Here is a 15,424-nt window from a genome sequence, read left to right on the forward strand (position 1 = left end):
CCCGCCACGGTAGCCACCTGGAGTGCACTCGAAGCAAGTGTTCGTGGCGGTCCGCTCAGGGCAAGCGGGCCGAGGCAGTCCACTCAGGATGGGAAGGCCGAGATGGTCGCCTCAATTTGAGCTGGTGGAGTGGTCGGCGCACCGGCGAACGCCGCGGTCATGAAGTCGGCGAGGTAGGCGGCGAGATCGGGCTCGGCCGGACTCAGAACGTGGCGAACCCAGGACGAGCGTTCGTGTTCGAGCGGCCCGAGTTCCCACACGCAGCCGATCCAGTCGGCGGTGGTCGTGGCGAAGTGCGCGGGGTCGTCGTCCGGCGCGCCGAGGTCGGGCGCACCCGCGACAGCTTTGCGCAGGATCAGAATGTCGCTGTGGGTCCAGGTGTAGGCGAGCAGGTAGCTGGCGATCAGACTGCGATGCAGGACAGTGAATGTCGCCGACGGGTAGGGCCCTGGTGCGGGCAGTAGTTCCGGAAGCAGCGTGTACGCGCTCTCGGCGATGGGTGCAGGCACACCCGTTGGCGCGACACTGATCTCGTATCGCTTCACGCCGTGCCCGTCGACCGTCAGCGGCGGCAGGGCGGTCAGATGTCGCGGCTCGAAGCTCATATGCGGTCCCGGTTCAGGCGAAGTGCTTGCTCGACACATTCATTGCATCAGTGCCGGGCCGACGGGGGTAGCCCCGGAAGGTCGGGTGCCGCCACATCACGATGCGACTACCACTGAGCGCAATTTTGCATTAGCTGAATATATGCTGCCTTTGTGTTGCCAACGCCGGCACCGATGCTGGCTGTCTCCGGACAACCACCGGTGGATGCTGGGCTGTGGGCCGTGGAGATGAAATGGGACGGCATTCGTGCGATCGGGCGCCGCGAAGGCGGGAAATGCCGGTTCTACAGTCGGAACAATCGTGACATCGGCGGCTCGTTCCCCGAGCTGGTCAGCGCATTCGCAGAGCTCGAGCCCAGTGGCGGCATCGTGGTCGACGGCGAGATCGTCGCGCCGGAACCGGGCACGGGCGTCCCATCATTTCATCGACTGCAACGCAGAATGCACGTGGTGAAACCCACCGAGGATTTATTGCACGCAGTGCCGGTCCAATACCTCGTCTTCGATTTGCTGATGGTTGACGGTGAATCCATCATGGACCTCGCCTACACCGAACGCCGCGCCAGGCTCGAGGAATGGGCCATCGACACCCCCCTCATCCGCACCCCGCCCTACTACTCCGGTGTGCCCGCGGCCACCATGCTCGAGATCGCCGCGGAAAACGGTCTGGAAGGAATCGTCGCGAAACGCCGCGATTCCACCTATCAACCCGGTCGCCGCTCCCCCGCCTGGATCAAGACGCCGCTGCGTCGCACCACCGAAGCCGTTGTCGCAGGCTGGCTTCCCGGCAGCGGGCGCTATGCCAAAACCTTCGGCTCGCTGATCCTCGGCGCCTACGACAACGGCCGCCTGGTCCACATCGGCAACGTCGGCACCGGCTGGACCATGCAGGACCGCCGCGCCCTGCAAGCCGACCTCGACGAACTCGCCTCTCCCGAAAGCCCTTTCGACACTCCGCTGCCCCGTGCGGTGATCGCCGCGGCCCGCTGGGTCGAGCCACGGCTCGTCGCCGACATCGAATTCCGGGAAGCCACCGGCGACGGACTCCGCCACCCGTCCTGGCGCGGCCTCCGCCCCGACAAGTCCCCACACGAAGTCACAGTGCCTTTGCCAGATCACTAGCAGCGTCCTGAAATACGGTGATGTACCCGTCCGGCAGCCGGCGAAGTCACATGATCCGATTCAAACGCAACGATGTTGCACCCAGCCCAACACTGCACGAGAACACCCCACGCCAGAACGCGCGAGTAGCCGATTACCGTGTGCCACAGCGACCACTCCTGCCCTATGCGAAGTCTGTGGGTTCGATCCCGCGCACATTCTGTACCGATGCGCACAAGTCATGGGGCGAACTTGTGCGCACCACCACGATCCGTGCGCGGGACCAACGTCCCTGCTCACGCCCAATAGAAATGCCGCGAGTACCTCGCCCAGTTGACCAGCTGAAGCACATACAGCGCGAGCCCGCCGACCCAGGCAAGCCAATACCAGCCATGGTTGAGGAACGGAATCACCCACAGCAGGCCAACTGCCGGGGTTATTAGGATCAGCAAAACGAACGACAGCCGCCCCGCCAGCTTGGTCCCGGGTTTGAGGTACAGATTCGCGCGGAGGTCACGTTCCCAACCAAAGACTCGGTCGTCTCCTGTGCTGTCGACCAAGAGTGGGCGGATGACGTCGTTTACGTAGTCGCCAATGCGCTCGATCTGAAGCAGGTAAGTCTGGTACAGCAGCCCCAGAGTAATGGACAGGTATGGAACCACCAACAGGAGCTGGGGGCCTGCCTTGTGGGACAGGACAAATCCGACGATGACAGCATTGCCGCTGATGTTGAGATTCATGATCGTCCGCTGAGCGCGGCTGAAATCGTCCAACTCATTGCGGAGAGCCGCGAACTCAGCTAGCGCGCATTGCACTATGCGCGAAGCATTCTCGGTGTCTGGCTGGTCCACCATCGTCCATCCCCCATCACGGTCCCCTGGCCGATTCGAACGGTCGTCCGCGAGAGTGCCGTCACGGTCCCGCATCCTCATGATGCCTGAGACGAGTCTCGTTGGTTGACAACAGTTTCGTCACGACTGATGTCAGATCGGCACCGTTGCACCACATCAGCGCCTGAACCAGATCAGGGCCAGACACCGGCCTCGAGTAGCCGCGTGGCGCGCGTTCTGCCGAACCCGCCGCATGGCCCAAAGAGCAACGGGTAGAGGTTATCTGGTGTCGGCGATGCACCACGTTGCCGATTGCGCCCCAGGCAGCACCCCGGGCGGATATCGACACGTCGTGCCTGGCAGCTAGTCGCGACCCGCGTACTGCTCGATCTGGGGAGGCGTCAGTATGCGTTTCGGTACCCCCGTCAGCTGATCCCTCCTCCCCGCGCTGGTCACGAGCCTGACCCGGAGAGCGGTCCCGAGGCTGCGGCCGAGCCGCTGCCAACGCCGGAGCCTGATTTCGGCTCCACACCGCCCTCGGGAGCCTCCTTGGTCGGGTGCCCCGTCTGGTCCGGCGCCACCCGATCGCTGTAGTCGAGGCCGCCTCGCGCCGGAATGACGACCGTGTCCCCGCGTTTCACCGCGTCTTCGACGAGCCCGGCGAGCTGCTCCGGAGAAGCATTGGGATGGGCGATGGCGATGTTGCGACCGACCTCGTTGTTGTACAGGTCCATCGCTTCGCGTTCGGGCGGATTGCCTGGGATCCCCTCGTGTGCGGTGGCGTATCTCTTTGCCCAGTCTGCGCCGTATTTACGCGTCATCAAGGCGTTCCAATACGCGTGCCGGAAAGCGTCGTTGTGATCGTCGTTCCGGTCTGCCTTGCTGGGGAATCGCTTGTCGGCCGTGGCGAACGCGTCGTCTTTGAGGTCGCTGAAGTTCTTCAGGCCGAGCAGGCCCAGTTGCTTGAGCATCGCGGCCTCCGTCGACGTGACGGTCTTGCCGAGCAAGGTCGTCATGCCGTTCGGGTCCGGATTCACCTGGTACCGCGCGAGAATCTCCTCCGGTGTCAGCTGCGACTGGATCTTCTGGTCCGCTTCGGCCAGCGAGCTCGCGCCCCGGTCGGAGATCGCACCGCTGGCGGCGGCCGTCAACACCGCGGCGAGTGCGCGATCGACCTCGGTGGCCTGCGTGATGATGGCCTGCACCGCCGTCGGCAGTTGGCCGCGGACCAGACCGCGCAGCGGGTCGGCTTGGGCGTCGGGCGCGTTGTCGACGATCGCGCCGTCCGCGGTGATGGCGAACTGCCAACTGCTGGCAAAGGCATCGAGATTCAGCACCTGCTGCCGCACGGCATACACGCCGTCGGAGGCAGAGAACAGGGCCTTCTGCACCGCACTTGCCTCGGCGACGATGTGCTCGGCGCGATCGTTGAGTCCGGCGAGGCTCTTCTTGGCGGCGGTGGCGCCGTCGCCGTGCCAACGCCGCGACAGTGCCGAGGACGCCAGTTCGTCCGACAGGCCGAGCAGGCTGTGCTTGCGGTCGCGCACCGCGCGCCCGACGGTGTCGATCACGTCCGGGTTCCAGCGGCGGACCTCCCCGTAGCTCACCATGAGGTGAGCCAGTCGAGAATGGAGTCGTGGAAATCCTTTTCGGCCGCGCGCTCGTTGCTTTCGTACATGTCGGCGGCTTTCGACACGGTCGAGCCGAATTCGTGGATGTCGCTGCTCCACCCGTGCACCCGCTGGTCCCACGCATCCGCCAATCGCGGTATCGCCCCCGCGGATTCCGACCCGGGTAGCGCGCCGGCCACCGTGCCGACCGCGGTACCGAGATCGATCTTGCCTGCCTCCGCACCCGCCTCGATCGCGGACGCTGCGGATTGCCGCAGTCCTTTGATCTCGACTTCGAACCCAGTCATGCCGGACCTCCCGCTCCGTCAACTGAAAACAAAGAACTAATGAGTATGGCGGCGAAACGGTGTCTGCACCAGCTGCTTTGGTATTTGATCAGCCCAGAATTATGGGGGCTTGCCTACCGGCCCAACGCGCTGCCGCCCCGCAGTAATACCGATGTGCGGGCACATGATGGTCGGCGATGCGCAGGACGGTTTGCCGGGATCTTTCGGGGCTCGTGAACGGCGGACAGACACTGCTAGGCTAGCGGCCCGCCTCCGGACGTGAGGAGCTCGGACACAGATCGTGCGAGTGGGTAAATCGTTGGCCGAGAAGATATTCGAAGAGAAGCCACCCGTATCGGGTACGGGCGTGCGCAGGGCGGATCAGATGCGGCGACGAGTACGGCTCGTCGGGTTGCTTGCCATCCCTGCGCTATTTGCCGCAGCGATCGCGACATGGTTCATTGCCAGGCCCGACGGTTTGGCAGTCCGCTTTTACCGACTCGACGCCATCCCCCTCATGGCGACCCCGATATTCTGGACGATCGCCGTGGTGCTCTGCTTTGCGTGCAACCCTGGGCTGTCTCGGTACCGCAAGTGGGTGTGGAGAACGTTTGTTGCCGTCGTGACGCTGGTGACGCTACCGCTATGGATGTTGACGGCGTTCATAGCAGCCTGGGCCTCCGATGACGGCGACGTCAAGGACATCGTGCTGAGCCCCGACGGCCGCCACGAAGCGGTCGTGGTGCCTTACCACGACTTCGACTTCGGCTGCCGCGTATGGCTTCGAGAGCGCGACGGGCTGTTCAGCAGGCAGGCACTCGTGTGGGTCGAATACGAAGGGCCGTGCCCGACACGGATATCGTTCATAGGTGACAGCACGATCAGCGTCACCGAATTGCACGGTGGGAAGACCCTGACGACGACCTTCGACCCCGACCGGATCTCCGTCGCTGCCGTGTTGTACTCGTAGCGAAGCTGCTCGTTCTCGATCCACAATCCCGCTCCTCTACCACGGTCCGGCCGGAACACTGGGGTCGAGATGTCTTGCGTCAAGGACCTCCGCGGCTGATTGGATTGTCAACCCGGGGCCGGAATCTGGGCCGTACAAATGCCCGGTGATGGCTCCCCTCTCGTGTCAAGACGTGGGTTGCAGGTCGGGACTATTCTGGTTAGCGGTAAGTCCGGGTTGTGGCTTGTCCGAAGTGCCGGTGTGCGGGGTTGAGCCGGTCGCGCTGGAGTTGATAGTCGTCCCCGATTGCCCTCCCGGGCTTGCCGTTTCCCGTCTACGCTGATCGGCGAGCATGCGTGCGTAGACGACATTCGACAGGCGCCGTTTCAGCGCCCGCATTGCTTCCATAGAGGTCTTGCCCTGGGCTCTGCGACGGTCGAAGTAGGTGCGCCCGGTGCTGGGACGACGTAGTTGAACGATGGCCATGGTGTGCAGGACCCGGTTGATTTTGCGGTTTCCAGCACGGGAGAGCCGATGTCGTTGCTGCTGGCCGGAAGAAGCGTCCAGAGGTGCGGTGCCGTTCCAGGAGGCGAACCGATCCCGGTCTCGGAACCTGTGGATGTCACCGACATCGGCCAGCAGCCGGGCCGCGCCGGCCGGCCCGATGCCATTGAGGTCGGCCAGCGTCGAACCCCGCTCGCTGACGAGCTGGCGAAGTTCTTTGTCCGCGGCCTTGGTCTTTCGGTCGATGGCTTCCAGCTCGCCGATCAACTCGACCACCAGACGGCGCCGGACCTTGCCTGCCGGATCGCGGGGTTTGACGGTGGCGACCAGCTTGCGTGCTTGCATGGCTGAGAGAAATTTCTTCGCTCCGCCGGGCAGCAATTCCAGCAGCAGTCGGTGGAGCCGGTTGACGGTGTCGGTGCGGGCGCGGCCGAGTTCGTCGCGGCGATCGGCGAGCATGTCCAACGCGATCAGCTCCGAATCGGCCTGGACGCGACGCAGATCCGGCGCGCGCAGCGCTGCCAGGGCTACCGAATGTGCGTCGACCGGGTCGGTCTTGCGGCCGTTGCCGGTGGCGAAGACTCGAATTTGCGCCGAGAGTTTCGCGGGAACGTCGATCACGGTTTCCCCGTCATGGACCAGGCGGTCGGCGATATGTCGGCCGATGCCGTTGCAGCCCTCGATCGCCACACCCGCTCGGTGTATCGCTGTGCAGCGGTGAGCATTTCGCTGTAGCCGGTGTTGTCGGTGCCGTATCGGCCCGTGGTTAGGATTTTGCCGGTGTGGTCGATGATTTCGATCGTGGCTGAGCGTTTGTGTGGGTCCATTCCGATGATGACCACTACCAGTGTGATCCTTCCCGTCTCGGGTGTGTGAGGTCCGTGCGGGAAGGCACCGCTACTTCGAGCTTGGGCAAACCCCTCTTCAGCCATTCCCGGCACGGTGACCGGTGAGAGGCAAGCCATGTGAGAGCCACACCAATGACGCAGGCGGGCAGCCGATTAGGGAGCTTCTCACCGGGCACCTGGACCCGATCCTGGCCGGGATCAAGTCCTACCACCAGTGTTAAGTAGCCGATTATCGTGTGCCACAGCGACCACTCCTGCCCTATGCGAAGTCTGTGGGTTCGATCCCGCGCAGATTCTGTACCGATGCGCACAAGTCATGGGGCGAACTTGTGCGCACCACCACGATCCGGGCGCGGGACCATGCCATGGCGGGTTTGGCTCGCGCTGCGTTCGGAAAGGTCCGCTTGTGCGCCTAACACGCGGCCTGGCATGGACGCGCGCTCATAGCCGAATACCGCGCACTCGTCGCGAGTGGATCGGGATCGGCGTTCTGTGTCGGTGCGCCGCTGAACATGCCTGGAAGCCAGACGAATCGAGCGCATCGCATGCTCTGATTGGAACCGTCTGATCTCCACCCACGAAGGGATTCCCAACCATGACCGTTCCCGCGGATTTCTGCACCGGTAAGGCCGACGGCGACTACCCCTATCCGAACGACCGCACCAAGTTCGTCACATGCAGCAACGGTATGACTCAGACGCAAGACTGCCCGCCGGGACTGGTCTTCGACCCGAAGTCCGGAACCTGCCTGAACCCCTAGCGGCCCTCGGCCACAACACATTCGGCAACCCGTGGCTCTGCCGTGAGCGACAATGCCACGCGGAGCGCGCGTTGATCAGCGTCAACTCGGCCAAGGGAACGCGCGCTACTAGCCGAGTTGAGTGCGTTCGGCTGGCTCGCCGTCCGGGCCTGCCCGATCGGGGTGAACCTCCGGGGTTTGCCCATTTGCGTTCTGTGTGGGTGGTTTCGGTGTCACTGCTGGTTGGGGTTGTACCGGAGTAGGTTGTTCGGACGACTGTGGCGGGGGCGTGCCGACCATAGGCTTGTTGTTGTCGTCTTGCGTTGATCCCCAGTCCGTTCCGCTGGGGTTGCCTCGAATCATTCGCGGACGGCGATTTCGGCGTAATGAGCAAAGCAGGAGTACAGATGACCGAGCCGTTCCCCACCCCACAGCCCAGCTACCTGTCGGCCGTAGGCTCGCCGAAGAAGCAGAAGACGTGGGTGTGGCTGGTCAGCGCCCCGGTACTGGCTCTCGTCCTGGCGGCACCCGCATGGAACAGCGCTCCGGCAGCGGCCGACGTCGCTCAGCTGAATATCGCGGCGCCCGTATCGACACTTGCGGTCGAATTCTCCCCGGCCAAGCAGGACATCACCGCCAGCCAGCGCAACGCCATCCGGTCTGCCCGGCAGTACCTCGACTACTCTGCCTTCTCCCGCGGCGGTCTGATCCACCAGCTCGAGTATGAAGGCTTCTCTACCGCAGACGCTACGTTCGCGGTGGACAGCCTGAATGTGAACTGGAACGAGCAGGCGGCAAAGAGCGCCAAGCAGTATCTCGAGTACACCTCGTTCTCTCGGTCCGGACTGATCAATCAGTTGGTGTATGAGGGCTTCACGCGCGCCCAGGCCGAGTACGGAGTCAATGCCGCCTACTGACAACCGGTCGTCACAGCGTCTGCTCTTGTTCGATCAAGCGCAGGTTCATGTGGGTGGCGACCAGTTCGGCGCGCCGCCGAATCTGCTGGAGACTGGAGACATTCAGGTCGAAACCATCGGTTGTCGCGAGAACCAGCGTGCGGTCTCCGCTCGTCAGCTCGATTCCGAACGTGTCGAGGTAGGCCCCGATACCGAACCAAGCACGCACTCCATCGACGAACAACGGGAACTCGGGAGCATCGATCTGATGCTCGATGGGGATCAGTTCGATCCATTCCTCGGCGTTGCCCTGGTTGCTCGGCAGCAGCTCAGGCTCTGTGTCCCAACGAATGTCGCTGAGCATGTCCGGGCCACGAACCGAAAGCCCGTCCTGGGAGTACGACAGCGTCACGAAACCACGCTCGGATTCGAGAACCAGGGTGCCGGTCAACGGGATCTGTCCATCATCCGATACGGCTGCGAGCCGCCAGAGCCCACACACCGTGGCGCCCAAGAGACGATCGCCGATCGGTGTCAGTTCCACGGCCGAGAATTGTTCCATGCGTTGACTCGTTGCCGAAATAGCATCAGAGGCAACGCTGATGGTCGACTGCCGAACCCTGGGTCTGTGCCCGGTGTCCAACGCATCAACGGCTGCCCGCGTCGGCGCTCTCATAGTGGGGTTGGTTGTCGGCCCCACCGTGAGAGTCGTTGCCGAGCTCCACGGAATTCTTCTGTTTTCCGGCAGCAGGCAAGGTGATCAGCAGCACGGCAGCGCCGAGCAGTGCGATGACGGTGATCCAGCCCGCGCCGACGTGCATCGCGTGGATGAACGCATTGTCGGCAGCCTGGGCAAGACTGGGCTGGCTGATGGTGGTGGCAGCGTGGCGGGCCTGTTCGGCGGAAACTCGCGCCTGATCCTGCACCGCACCGGGTACGCCTTGCAGCGCTGGTTCGATCGCACGTCGGTAGGCGATCGACATGATCGTGCCGCCGACTGCGATGCCGATGACGCTGCCGGTCTGTCGCACGGTGTTGGTGACGGCCGAACCCGCACCGGCCTGTTCCAGCGGCAGGTTGCTGATCAACGCGGCGGTCACGGGGCCGATCACGATGCCGATCGCGAGACCCTGGACCAGCAACAGGATCTCGATGCAGACGAGTGGTGTGTGCAGTCCGAGGAACCCGTACCCGCCCATGGTCAGCGCGGCCACGGTCAGCGCGGGCACGGCGACGGGGCGTAGCGACAGGCGGCGCACCAGGCGTGCGCCCAGGGGCGCGCCCACGAGCGCACCGAGCGCGGTCGGGATATTGGCCAACCCCGCTTGCATCGGCGAAAATCCCAGTGCGCCTTGCAGATAGAAGGCGTTGTAGAAGGTGATGGCGGCGACGGCGAAGAGCAGCAAGCCGAGCGCCACGTTGCCGCCACCGAATGTGCGGTGCGCGAGCAGTCGCGGATCGAAGCTGGGCTGCTTGACCCGCAGTTCGGCGAGCACGAACACGGCCAGCAGCACCAGGCCGACTACGATCGGCGCCCAGACATCGGGACGAGTCCACGCGGTCACCTGTCCCGCCTGGATCAGCCCGTAGGCCAAGGCAACGAGCCCGCCGATCGACAACGACATTCCAGCGAAGTCCAGCGGTCGCAGCGTGGGGCTGCGGAAATTCGGAACCAGCACGAGGAGCCCGACCAATGCCAGTGCCGCGACCGGGACATTGATCAGAAACACTGAGCCCCACCAGAAATGGTCGAGCAGGAACCCGGCCAGCACCGGGCCTGCGGCCATTCCGACACCGGCCGAGGTCGAGAAAATGCTGATCGCGGCAGTCCGCGCGGGCCCGGTGAAGGTCCACATCAGGATGGCCAGCATGGCGGGCGTGATCAACGCACTGCCCACGCCCATCGCGGCGCGAGCCGCAATCAGCTGGCCTGCGTCGCCGGCGTAGGCCGCCAACAGCGAGGACCCGGCGAAGATCACCAGCCCACTGGAGAACACGGTCCGGTGACCGAAGCGGTCGCCCAATGCGCCTGCAGTGAACATCAATGTGGCGAAGGCCAGCGTGTACGAGCCGGTCGCCCATTGCAGCTGACCGGGATTGGCTCCCAGTCCACGGACCGGGTCGGCAAGGGTCTCCAGCGCGGTGCTGAGGACGGTGTTGTCCAGCCAAATCAGCAGCGAACACACCATGAGAACGGCAAGAATCAACTGCTGCCTGAATTTCGGCAGCGGTGGAGGCGTGGTCATGAACACCTTCGGATATCGATCGGCGAAAACCTGAACGACAGCGACACTAAGCAAAGTGCAACCGCGCTGTCAATTACAGAGATTCTTATCCAAAACTGTTGCGACCGAATGGCTTATATGCCCTCCACGGGATTTGCGCGCTAAACAATTTCGTGCCTGTAGCAGATTTGCGAATTAAAGAATTTCATGCCTTCCGAAGACTTGCTACCGAGCGGATTTCATGCCCTCCAGCGAGCAGTCACACACCGTCGTTGCGGCTCCTGCTCCGCCGAAGCCAATCCGCAGCACATGACCCTTTGGTCGTCACCCAGTTCGGTAGCAGAGGTTCGCGACATCGAGCAGTGGGGGTCAGGTCAATCGCTTCAGCGCCACCGAAAGCCCGACACCCTTCGCGTGCACCTTCAGGTAGTACTTGGCACGCATCTCTTCTCGCTCACCGCTGGAGGAGCGGACTTTGCGATAGTGCAGATCGGCGGGTGGTCGATCGAGCCACGTCATGTCACTGTCTGCCAAGAACTCGAGTTCGAAGCAGTCCGGAGTACGCAGTGGATCGCAGGCATCGTCGTACCGATCGGTGGTTACCTGATACTGTCCGCGCATCAGCTCGCCGTCCTCGCGCAGGAAGAACAGGTGGCCGGATTCCCAACTGCTGAACCGCCCCGAGTCACGCGCCCCTTCTTCGCGGTAGTTGCTGATGATCCAACCCCTGGTCACAATTCCGCGGTACTGATGGGTGACAGTGGGTCGGCGGCCTTGCACTTGTCCGGCAATTTTGCGCGCATAAGAACGAATGCGGGCTGGATCCACGATGCTCGCGTCATACGCCTGTTGGTCGGGCACCTCGGCTCCTAGCGCTGATTGGTGTCTTTCACCTGCCGCAATCGCGCTTTGAGAGCATCCTCTGCTTCTTGCTTGAGCACCCGCTGCCGTTGCTTCTCACCTGCACCGGGATCTTCGTTCTTCTTCCGTGTCTCGCTGTAAATGGCCTCGGCAGCCTTCTGCGTGTAATCAGTCATGATGGATCCACTCCAGATTGGGAAATCACACAATTCGTGTCTATGCACCGAGTCTGACAGAGCGATTCCCCGAGGTCTGTACGCCGATCAGACCACACAGCAGCACCGTGTGGTCGAACTTCGATCATGTCTTACCCGAACAGGTTTCGACTGTCAGGCGCACAACGCGCGGGTGGTCTGGACGACGTCACTGATCCAGCGGCGGAGTTGGGTGTCGTCGGCGGACTCGGGCCAGTACACGAAGGTGTCGAAGCCGGTTTCGGTGGCGAGATCGGCGAGGATGCGGGCCCAGCCTGCGGCGTCGGTGCGAATCGGCTCCTCGCCGCGCAGGGTGACCGGTCCAGGAGTGTCGGTGATCGTTCCGACGAGTTGGGCCATTCGGGTGATGTCGGCCGGGTTGCGTCCGGCGTCGATGGCGGCTATCGAGATGATGTCTTGTGTCGCTTGCCATTTCTCGTAGGGCAGGTAGTGCGGGATGGGTGCGGTCCATCCGTCGGCGATGCGCCCGGTGAGGGCGTTGGCTTTCGGGCCGACGCTGCCGAACCAGATTCCGACCGGATGCGCGGGGGCGGGTCCGGACTGCACGCCTTTGACGGTGTAGTGCGCGCCTTCGACTTTCGCTTTCGTGCCGGGATGCCACATGGCGCGGATGATGGCGGTGGCTTCCTCGAGGGCTTGCAGCGCTTCGGGATTCGATCGCACCGGACCGCCCATGGCGCTGATCGCGGGCCAGAACGCGCCGGCGCCGAGCGCGAGTTCGAATCGTCCGCCGCTGAGCAGATCCAAGGTCGCGGCCTGCTTCCCGAGCATCGCGGGCCCGCGCAACGGCAGACTGGCCACATCCGGAAACACCCGCAGCCGTTCGGTTTCCGCGAGCACCGTGGCGATCACCGCGAACGTGTCGGCCAGTCCGCCCGAGTACGGGTGATCCTGGATGCCGAGCAGGTCCAGGCCTTCCCGGTCCGCCACCTTGGCCATCGCGCGCAGCTGCGGCAGCTCGGTGACCGTCGGCGCCAACTGAATACCGAATCGTAGGTTCACACCGAGATCATGTCAGCCGCGCGGACACGCCGGTCAGCTCGGTAGCGGCCCGCCGCGTCCAGGGTCGTGGAAGTACCGCGCACCGGGCGGTAGGACTACTCATGATCCGGTCGCGGCGGCGGCGCACACTCGAAGTCGCAAGCAAGAACTCGAGCGTGGGAAGGGCGGCGGTGATGAGTGGGATGCGGACGTGGGCGGTCGTCACCGCGGCGGCGGTTCTGGTGGTTCAAGTGGTGGATCTGGCGGCGCGGCTGCTGGTGGATCCCGGGTGGATTTTCGTCTTTCTGTTCGTGTTCGGCGCACCGGTCTGGCTGATGTGTATAGCCGCGTCGGGCTGGATGGCGCGGGGAATGTTCTCCGCTACCAGCTCTTTCGCGGCCGCGGGGGCGGTAGGCCGAAGCGTGGTGCTGGCGCTGCTGTGGGTGTATCTGGTGGGGCTGACGGTCTTCTGCTGGTTCATGTCCGACGGTGGTGACGCCGACGATTGGCAATCGCCCGCCGGGCGGCTGCTGGGTGTGGACGGATACAACAGCCGCACGCCGGAGTACCTGAACATTGCGCAGTCGATTGCCGTGCCCGCCATGAGCATCGGGCTGCTCGCGTTGCTTGTCGCGTCGATCGTCTACGCGTCACTGGGCAGCCGCGTCGCCGCACCCGCCCGCCCAACGACTCGAGTTACCGGCACAGATCCCATCGACCCCGTCTGAGCGGCAGCCGCACCGAGTCCCCGTCCCGCACGGCGCGAACCTAGACGACCTTGGCGGCGATGAGCAGGGTCCAGATCTCGCCTTGATCGACGACCTCGACGCCGAGTTTTTCCGCCTTGGTCAGTTTGCTGTCGCCGACGCCTGCGCCGGTGATGAGCATGTCGGTGTTGGCCGAGACCGAGGATGCCGCTGTCGCACCTGCCTTTTCACACAGGCGCTGGAATGTGGGGCGCGCGACCTTTTCGCCGGAGCGTGGGTCGCTGATGGCGCCGGTGATCACCACCGTCTTGCCTGCCAGCGGCGCACCGGCGGCGACGACCGGCGGGAGGTCTTCGGCGCGCACGTCGAGGGACACGCCTGCCTTGCGCAGTCGCTCCAGTTCCGGGCGTAGGCGGGTGAGGTGCGCGGCCAGCGAGGCGGCGACCTTCGGGCCGATGTCTTCCACGGCGACCAGGCGTTCCTCGCCCGCGTCGGCGACCTCTTCCAGCGAGCCGAAGCCGGCACGCGCGAGGCGGGCGGCGGTGCCGTCGGAGGCCATCGGGATCGCCAACCCGATCAGTGCGCGGCGCAAGCCGACCTGGCGGCTCACATCGATCGACTCGATCATGCGTGCGGCCGATATCTCGGCGATGCCGTCGAATTCGAGCAGACGCTCTTTCGTGAGCGTGTAGAAGTCCGCGGGACTGTCGAGGATGCCTGCTTCGGCGAGTCGCTCGATCCACTTCTGCCCGATGGCGTCGATGTCCGCCGCTGCCCGGGACGCCCAGTGGATGAGCCTGCGCACCGTCTGTGCGGGGCAGGAAGCGTTGGTGCAGAACAGTTCTCGGCTGTTGCCCTGTTCGGTGACCGGCTGCTCGCACGAGGGGCAGACGGTGGGCGGCACGATCTCGCGCTCCTGGCCGGTCCGTTTGGCGGCGTCGAGCACGCCTGCCACGAACGGAATCACATCGCCCGCGCGGCGCACCAGCACCGTGTCGCCGACCTTGATGTCGCGGGCGCGTATCACCTCTTGATTGGCCAGCGTGGCGCGGGTGACCGTCGTTCCGCCCACGAACACCGGCTCCAACCAGGCGACCGGGACGATCTTGCCGGTCTTGCCGACGTCCCAGACCACATCAACCAGCAACGTCGTCTTCTCCTCGGCGGCGAATTTGAACGCCAGCGCGCCGCGCGGGGAGTTCGACCGAGTTCCGGCGGCCGCGTAGGCATCTCGATCGGCCAGCCGCAGGACCGCGCCGTCGAGGTCGTAGTCGAGTTGGTTGCGGCCTTGTTCGATCGCGGTGATCGCGGCCTGGGCCTGCTCGGCGTCGGCGCAGTGGCGCATCTGCGCGCCCGCGATGCCCAGCGCGCGCAGTCCTTCTTCGAGGTCGACTGCGGCGTCGTCGGTGGCGGCATCGAGGTCGAAGCCGAAGAATTGCAGGCGTCGCTCGGCGACCGTGGCCGGGTCCTTCGCGCGAAGCGTGCCTGCCGCGGCGTTGCGCGGGTTGATCAGTGGCTTGTCCGGATGCGCGGTGTTGTAGGCGGCGAAGGTCGATCGCAGCATCACCGCCTCGCCGCGCACCTCGACTCGTCCCGGGGTGTCGATCCGTTCGGGAACGCCGTCCACCAGCGCGCGCACGAGCATGGTCACGTCGTCGCCGGTGGTGCCGTCGCCGCGGGTCACCGCCCGCGCGAGCCGCCCGTCTTCGAAGACAAGGGACAGCGACAAGCCGTCGAGTTTCGGCATCACGACCACCGATTGGCCGGGAAACCGATCGAAGAACGCGACGACCTGCTCGGGCTTGGTCGCTTTCTCCAGCGACAGCATCGGGCGCGCGTGCCGGATCGGGGCGTGCAGCACCGCGGGCGCGCCGACGTGATCGAGCGGGTTCGGGTCCGGCGCGAGGTCGGGGTTCGCCTCGATCAGGCCGCGCAACTCGTCTTCGATCGCGTCGTACTCGGCGTCGGCGACCAGCGGCGAGCCCTGGTAGTAGGCGTCGCGCAGCGCGACGATGCGGTCGGCGAGTTCTTGGATACGTTCCCCTGTTTCCACGCCTGTGACGCTA

The 15,424-nt window shown here is 64.4% G+C and carries 15 protein-coding genes and 1 pseudogene; 5 read left to right on the forward strand and 11 right to left on the reverse strand.

What is annotated here, in order from left to right; translation table 11 throughout:
• Nucleotides 1-83 precede the first annotated feature (83 nt).
• On the reverse strand, nucleotides 84-605 hold the full coding sequence (locus ACGFNJ_RS19440) for a hypothetical protein (protein ID WP_393449569.1): 522 nt from the start codon (nucleotides 603-605) through the stop codon (nucleotides 84-86).
• 153 nt (nucleotides 606-758) lie between these two features.
• Here ACGFNJ_RS19440 and ligD point away from each other — a divergent pair, with 153 nt between their 5' ends.
• Nucleotides 759-1,727: a non-homologous end-joining DNA ligase gene (ligD, locus tag ACGFNJ_RS19445; RefSeq protein WP_393449572.1), complete on the forward strand. Its 969-nt coding sequence runs from the start codon at nucleotides 759-761 to the stop codon at nucleotides 1,725-1,727.
• A 275-nt stretch (nucleotides 1,728-2,002) separates the two neighbouring features.
• On the opposite strand, the gene ACGFNJ_RS19450 is transcribed toward ligD, so the two are convergent.
• The 3 genes from ACGFNJ_RS19450 to ACGFNJ_RS19460 form a co-directional block, all read right to left on the reverse strand.
• Nucleotides 2,003-2,560, reverse strand: a complete 558-nt coding sequence (locus ACGFNJ_RS19450) for a hypothetical protein (RefSeq protein ID WP_393449575.1) — start codon at nucleotides 2,558-2,560, stop codon at nucleotides 2,003-2,005.
• A 428-nt stretch (nucleotides 2,561-2,988) separates the two neighbouring features.
• Nucleotides 2,989-4,146: a DUF6973 domain-containing protein gene (locus ACGFNJ_RS19455; RefSeq protein WP_393449578.1), complete on the reverse strand. Its 1,158-nt coding sequence runs from the start codon at nucleotides 4,144-4,146 to the stop codon at nucleotides 2,989-2,991.
• The gene (locus ACGFNJ_RS19460; RefSeq protein ID WP_393449581.1) at nucleotides 4,140-4,454 is read right to left on the reverse strand and encodes a hypothetical protein; all 315 of its coding nucleotides are present in this window, start codon (nucleotides 4,452-4,454) and stop codon (nucleotides 4,140-4,142) included. Before ACGFNJ_RS19460 ends, ACGFNJ_RS19455 begins: the two co-directional genes overlap by 7 nt.
• Before the next feature lie 364 nt (nucleotides 4,455-4,818).
• Between ACGFNJ_RS19460 and ACGFNJ_RS19465 the strand changes: the two genes are divergently transcribed.
• On the forward strand, nucleotides 4,819-5,403 hold the full coding sequence (locus ACGFNJ_RS19465; protein ID WP_393449584.1) for a hypothetical protein: 585 nt from the start codon (nucleotides 4,819-4,821) through the stop codon (nucleotides 5,401-5,403).
• Nucleotides 5,404-5,568: 165 nt separating this feature from the next.
• Here ACGFNJ_RS19465 and ACGFNJ_RS19470 read toward each other — a convergent pair.
• Nucleotides 5,569-6,648: pseudogene (locus ACGFNJ_RS19470) on the reverse strand (IS110 family transposase); the annotation flags it as partial.
• A gap of 681 nt (nucleotides 6,649-7,329) precedes the next feature.
• On the opposite strand from ACGFNJ_RS19470, the gene ACGFNJ_RS19475 reads away from it, so the two are divergent.
• Together ACGFNJ_RS19475 and ACGFNJ_RS19480 are read left to right on the forward strand one after the other, a co-directional pair.
• Nucleotides 7,330-7,494 carry a carbohydrate-binding module family 14 protein gene (locus tag ACGFNJ_RS19475; protein WP_393449587.1) on the forward strand — a complete coding sequence of 55 codons (165 nt, stop codon included), beginning with the start codon at nucleotides 7,330-7,332 and terminating at the stop codon, nucleotides 7,492-7,494.
• A 386-nt stretch (nucleotides 7,495-7,880) separates the two neighbouring features.
• Nucleotides 7,881-8,390: an Ltp family lipoprotein gene (locus tag ACGFNJ_RS19480; protein WP_393449590.1), complete on the forward strand. Its 510-nt coding sequence runs from the start codon at nucleotides 7,881-7,883 to the stop codon at nucleotides 8,388-8,390.
• 10 nt (nucleotides 8,391-8,400) lie between these two features.
• Here ACGFNJ_RS19480 and ACGFNJ_RS19485 read toward each other — a convergent pair whose 3' ends face one another.
• The 5 genes from ACGFNJ_RS19485 to ACGFNJ_RS19505 all read right to left on the reverse strand — a co-directional run bounded on the left by ACGFNJ_RS19485 (nucleotide 8,401) and on the right by ACGFNJ_RS19505 (nucleotide 12,672).
• Complete coding sequence (locus tag ACGFNJ_RS19485; RefSeq protein ID WP_393449593.1) at nucleotides 8,401-8,931, reverse strand: hypothetical protein; 531 nt, start codon at nucleotides 8,929-8,931, stop codon at nucleotides 8,401-8,403.
• 85 nt (nucleotides 8,932-9,016) lie between these two features.
• Nucleotides 9,017-10,615, reverse strand: a complete 1,599-nt coding sequence (locus tag ACGFNJ_RS19490) for an MFS transporter (RefSeq protein ID WP_393449596.1) — start codon at nucleotides 10,613-10,615, stop codon at nucleotides 9,017-9,019.
• Nucleotides 10,616-10,963: 348 nt separating this feature from the next.
• Entirely contained in the window at nucleotides 10,964-11,455 is a 492-nt protein-coding gene (locus ACGFNJ_RS19495) for a hypothetical protein (protein WP_393449599.1), read from the reverse strand.
• Nucleotides 11,456-11,463: 8 nt separating this feature from the next.
• Nucleotides 11,464-11,631, reverse strand: a complete 168-nt coding sequence (locus ACGFNJ_RS19500; RefSeq protein ID WP_393449602.1) for a hypothetical protein — start codon at nucleotides 11,629-11,631, stop codon at nucleotides 11,464-11,466.
• A 153-nt stretch (nucleotides 11,632-11,784) separates the two neighbouring features.
• Entirely contained in the window at nucleotides 11,785-12,672 is an 888-nt protein-coding gene (locus ACGFNJ_RS19505; protein WP_393449605.1) for an LLM class flavin-dependent oxidoreductase, read from the reverse strand.
• A gap of 101 nt (nucleotides 12,673-12,773) precedes the next feature.
• Between ACGFNJ_RS19505 and ACGFNJ_RS19510 the strand changes: the two genes are divergently transcribed.
• On the forward strand, nucleotides 12,774-13,379 hold the full coding sequence (locus tag ACGFNJ_RS19510; RefSeq protein WP_393449608.1) for a hypothetical protein: 606 nt from the start codon (nucleotides 12,774-12,776) through the stop codon (nucleotides 13,377-13,379).
• A 40-nt stretch (nucleotides 13,380-13,419) separates the two neighbouring features.
• On the opposite strand, the gene ligA is transcribed toward ACGFNJ_RS19510, so the two are convergent.
• Complete coding sequence (gene ligA, locus ACGFNJ_RS19515; RefSeq protein WP_393449611.1) at nucleotides 13,420-15,411, reverse strand: NAD-dependent DNA ligase LigA; 1,992 nt, start codon at nucleotides 15,409-15,411, stop codon at nucleotides 13,420-13,422.
• Between the last annotated feature and the right edge of the window lie 13 nt (nucleotides 15,412-15,424).

The organism is Nocardia sp. NPDC049149 (assembly GCF_043197455.1).
Taxonomy (GTDB): Bacteria; Actinomycetota; Actinomycetes; order Mycobacteriales; family Mycobacteriaceae; genus Nocardia.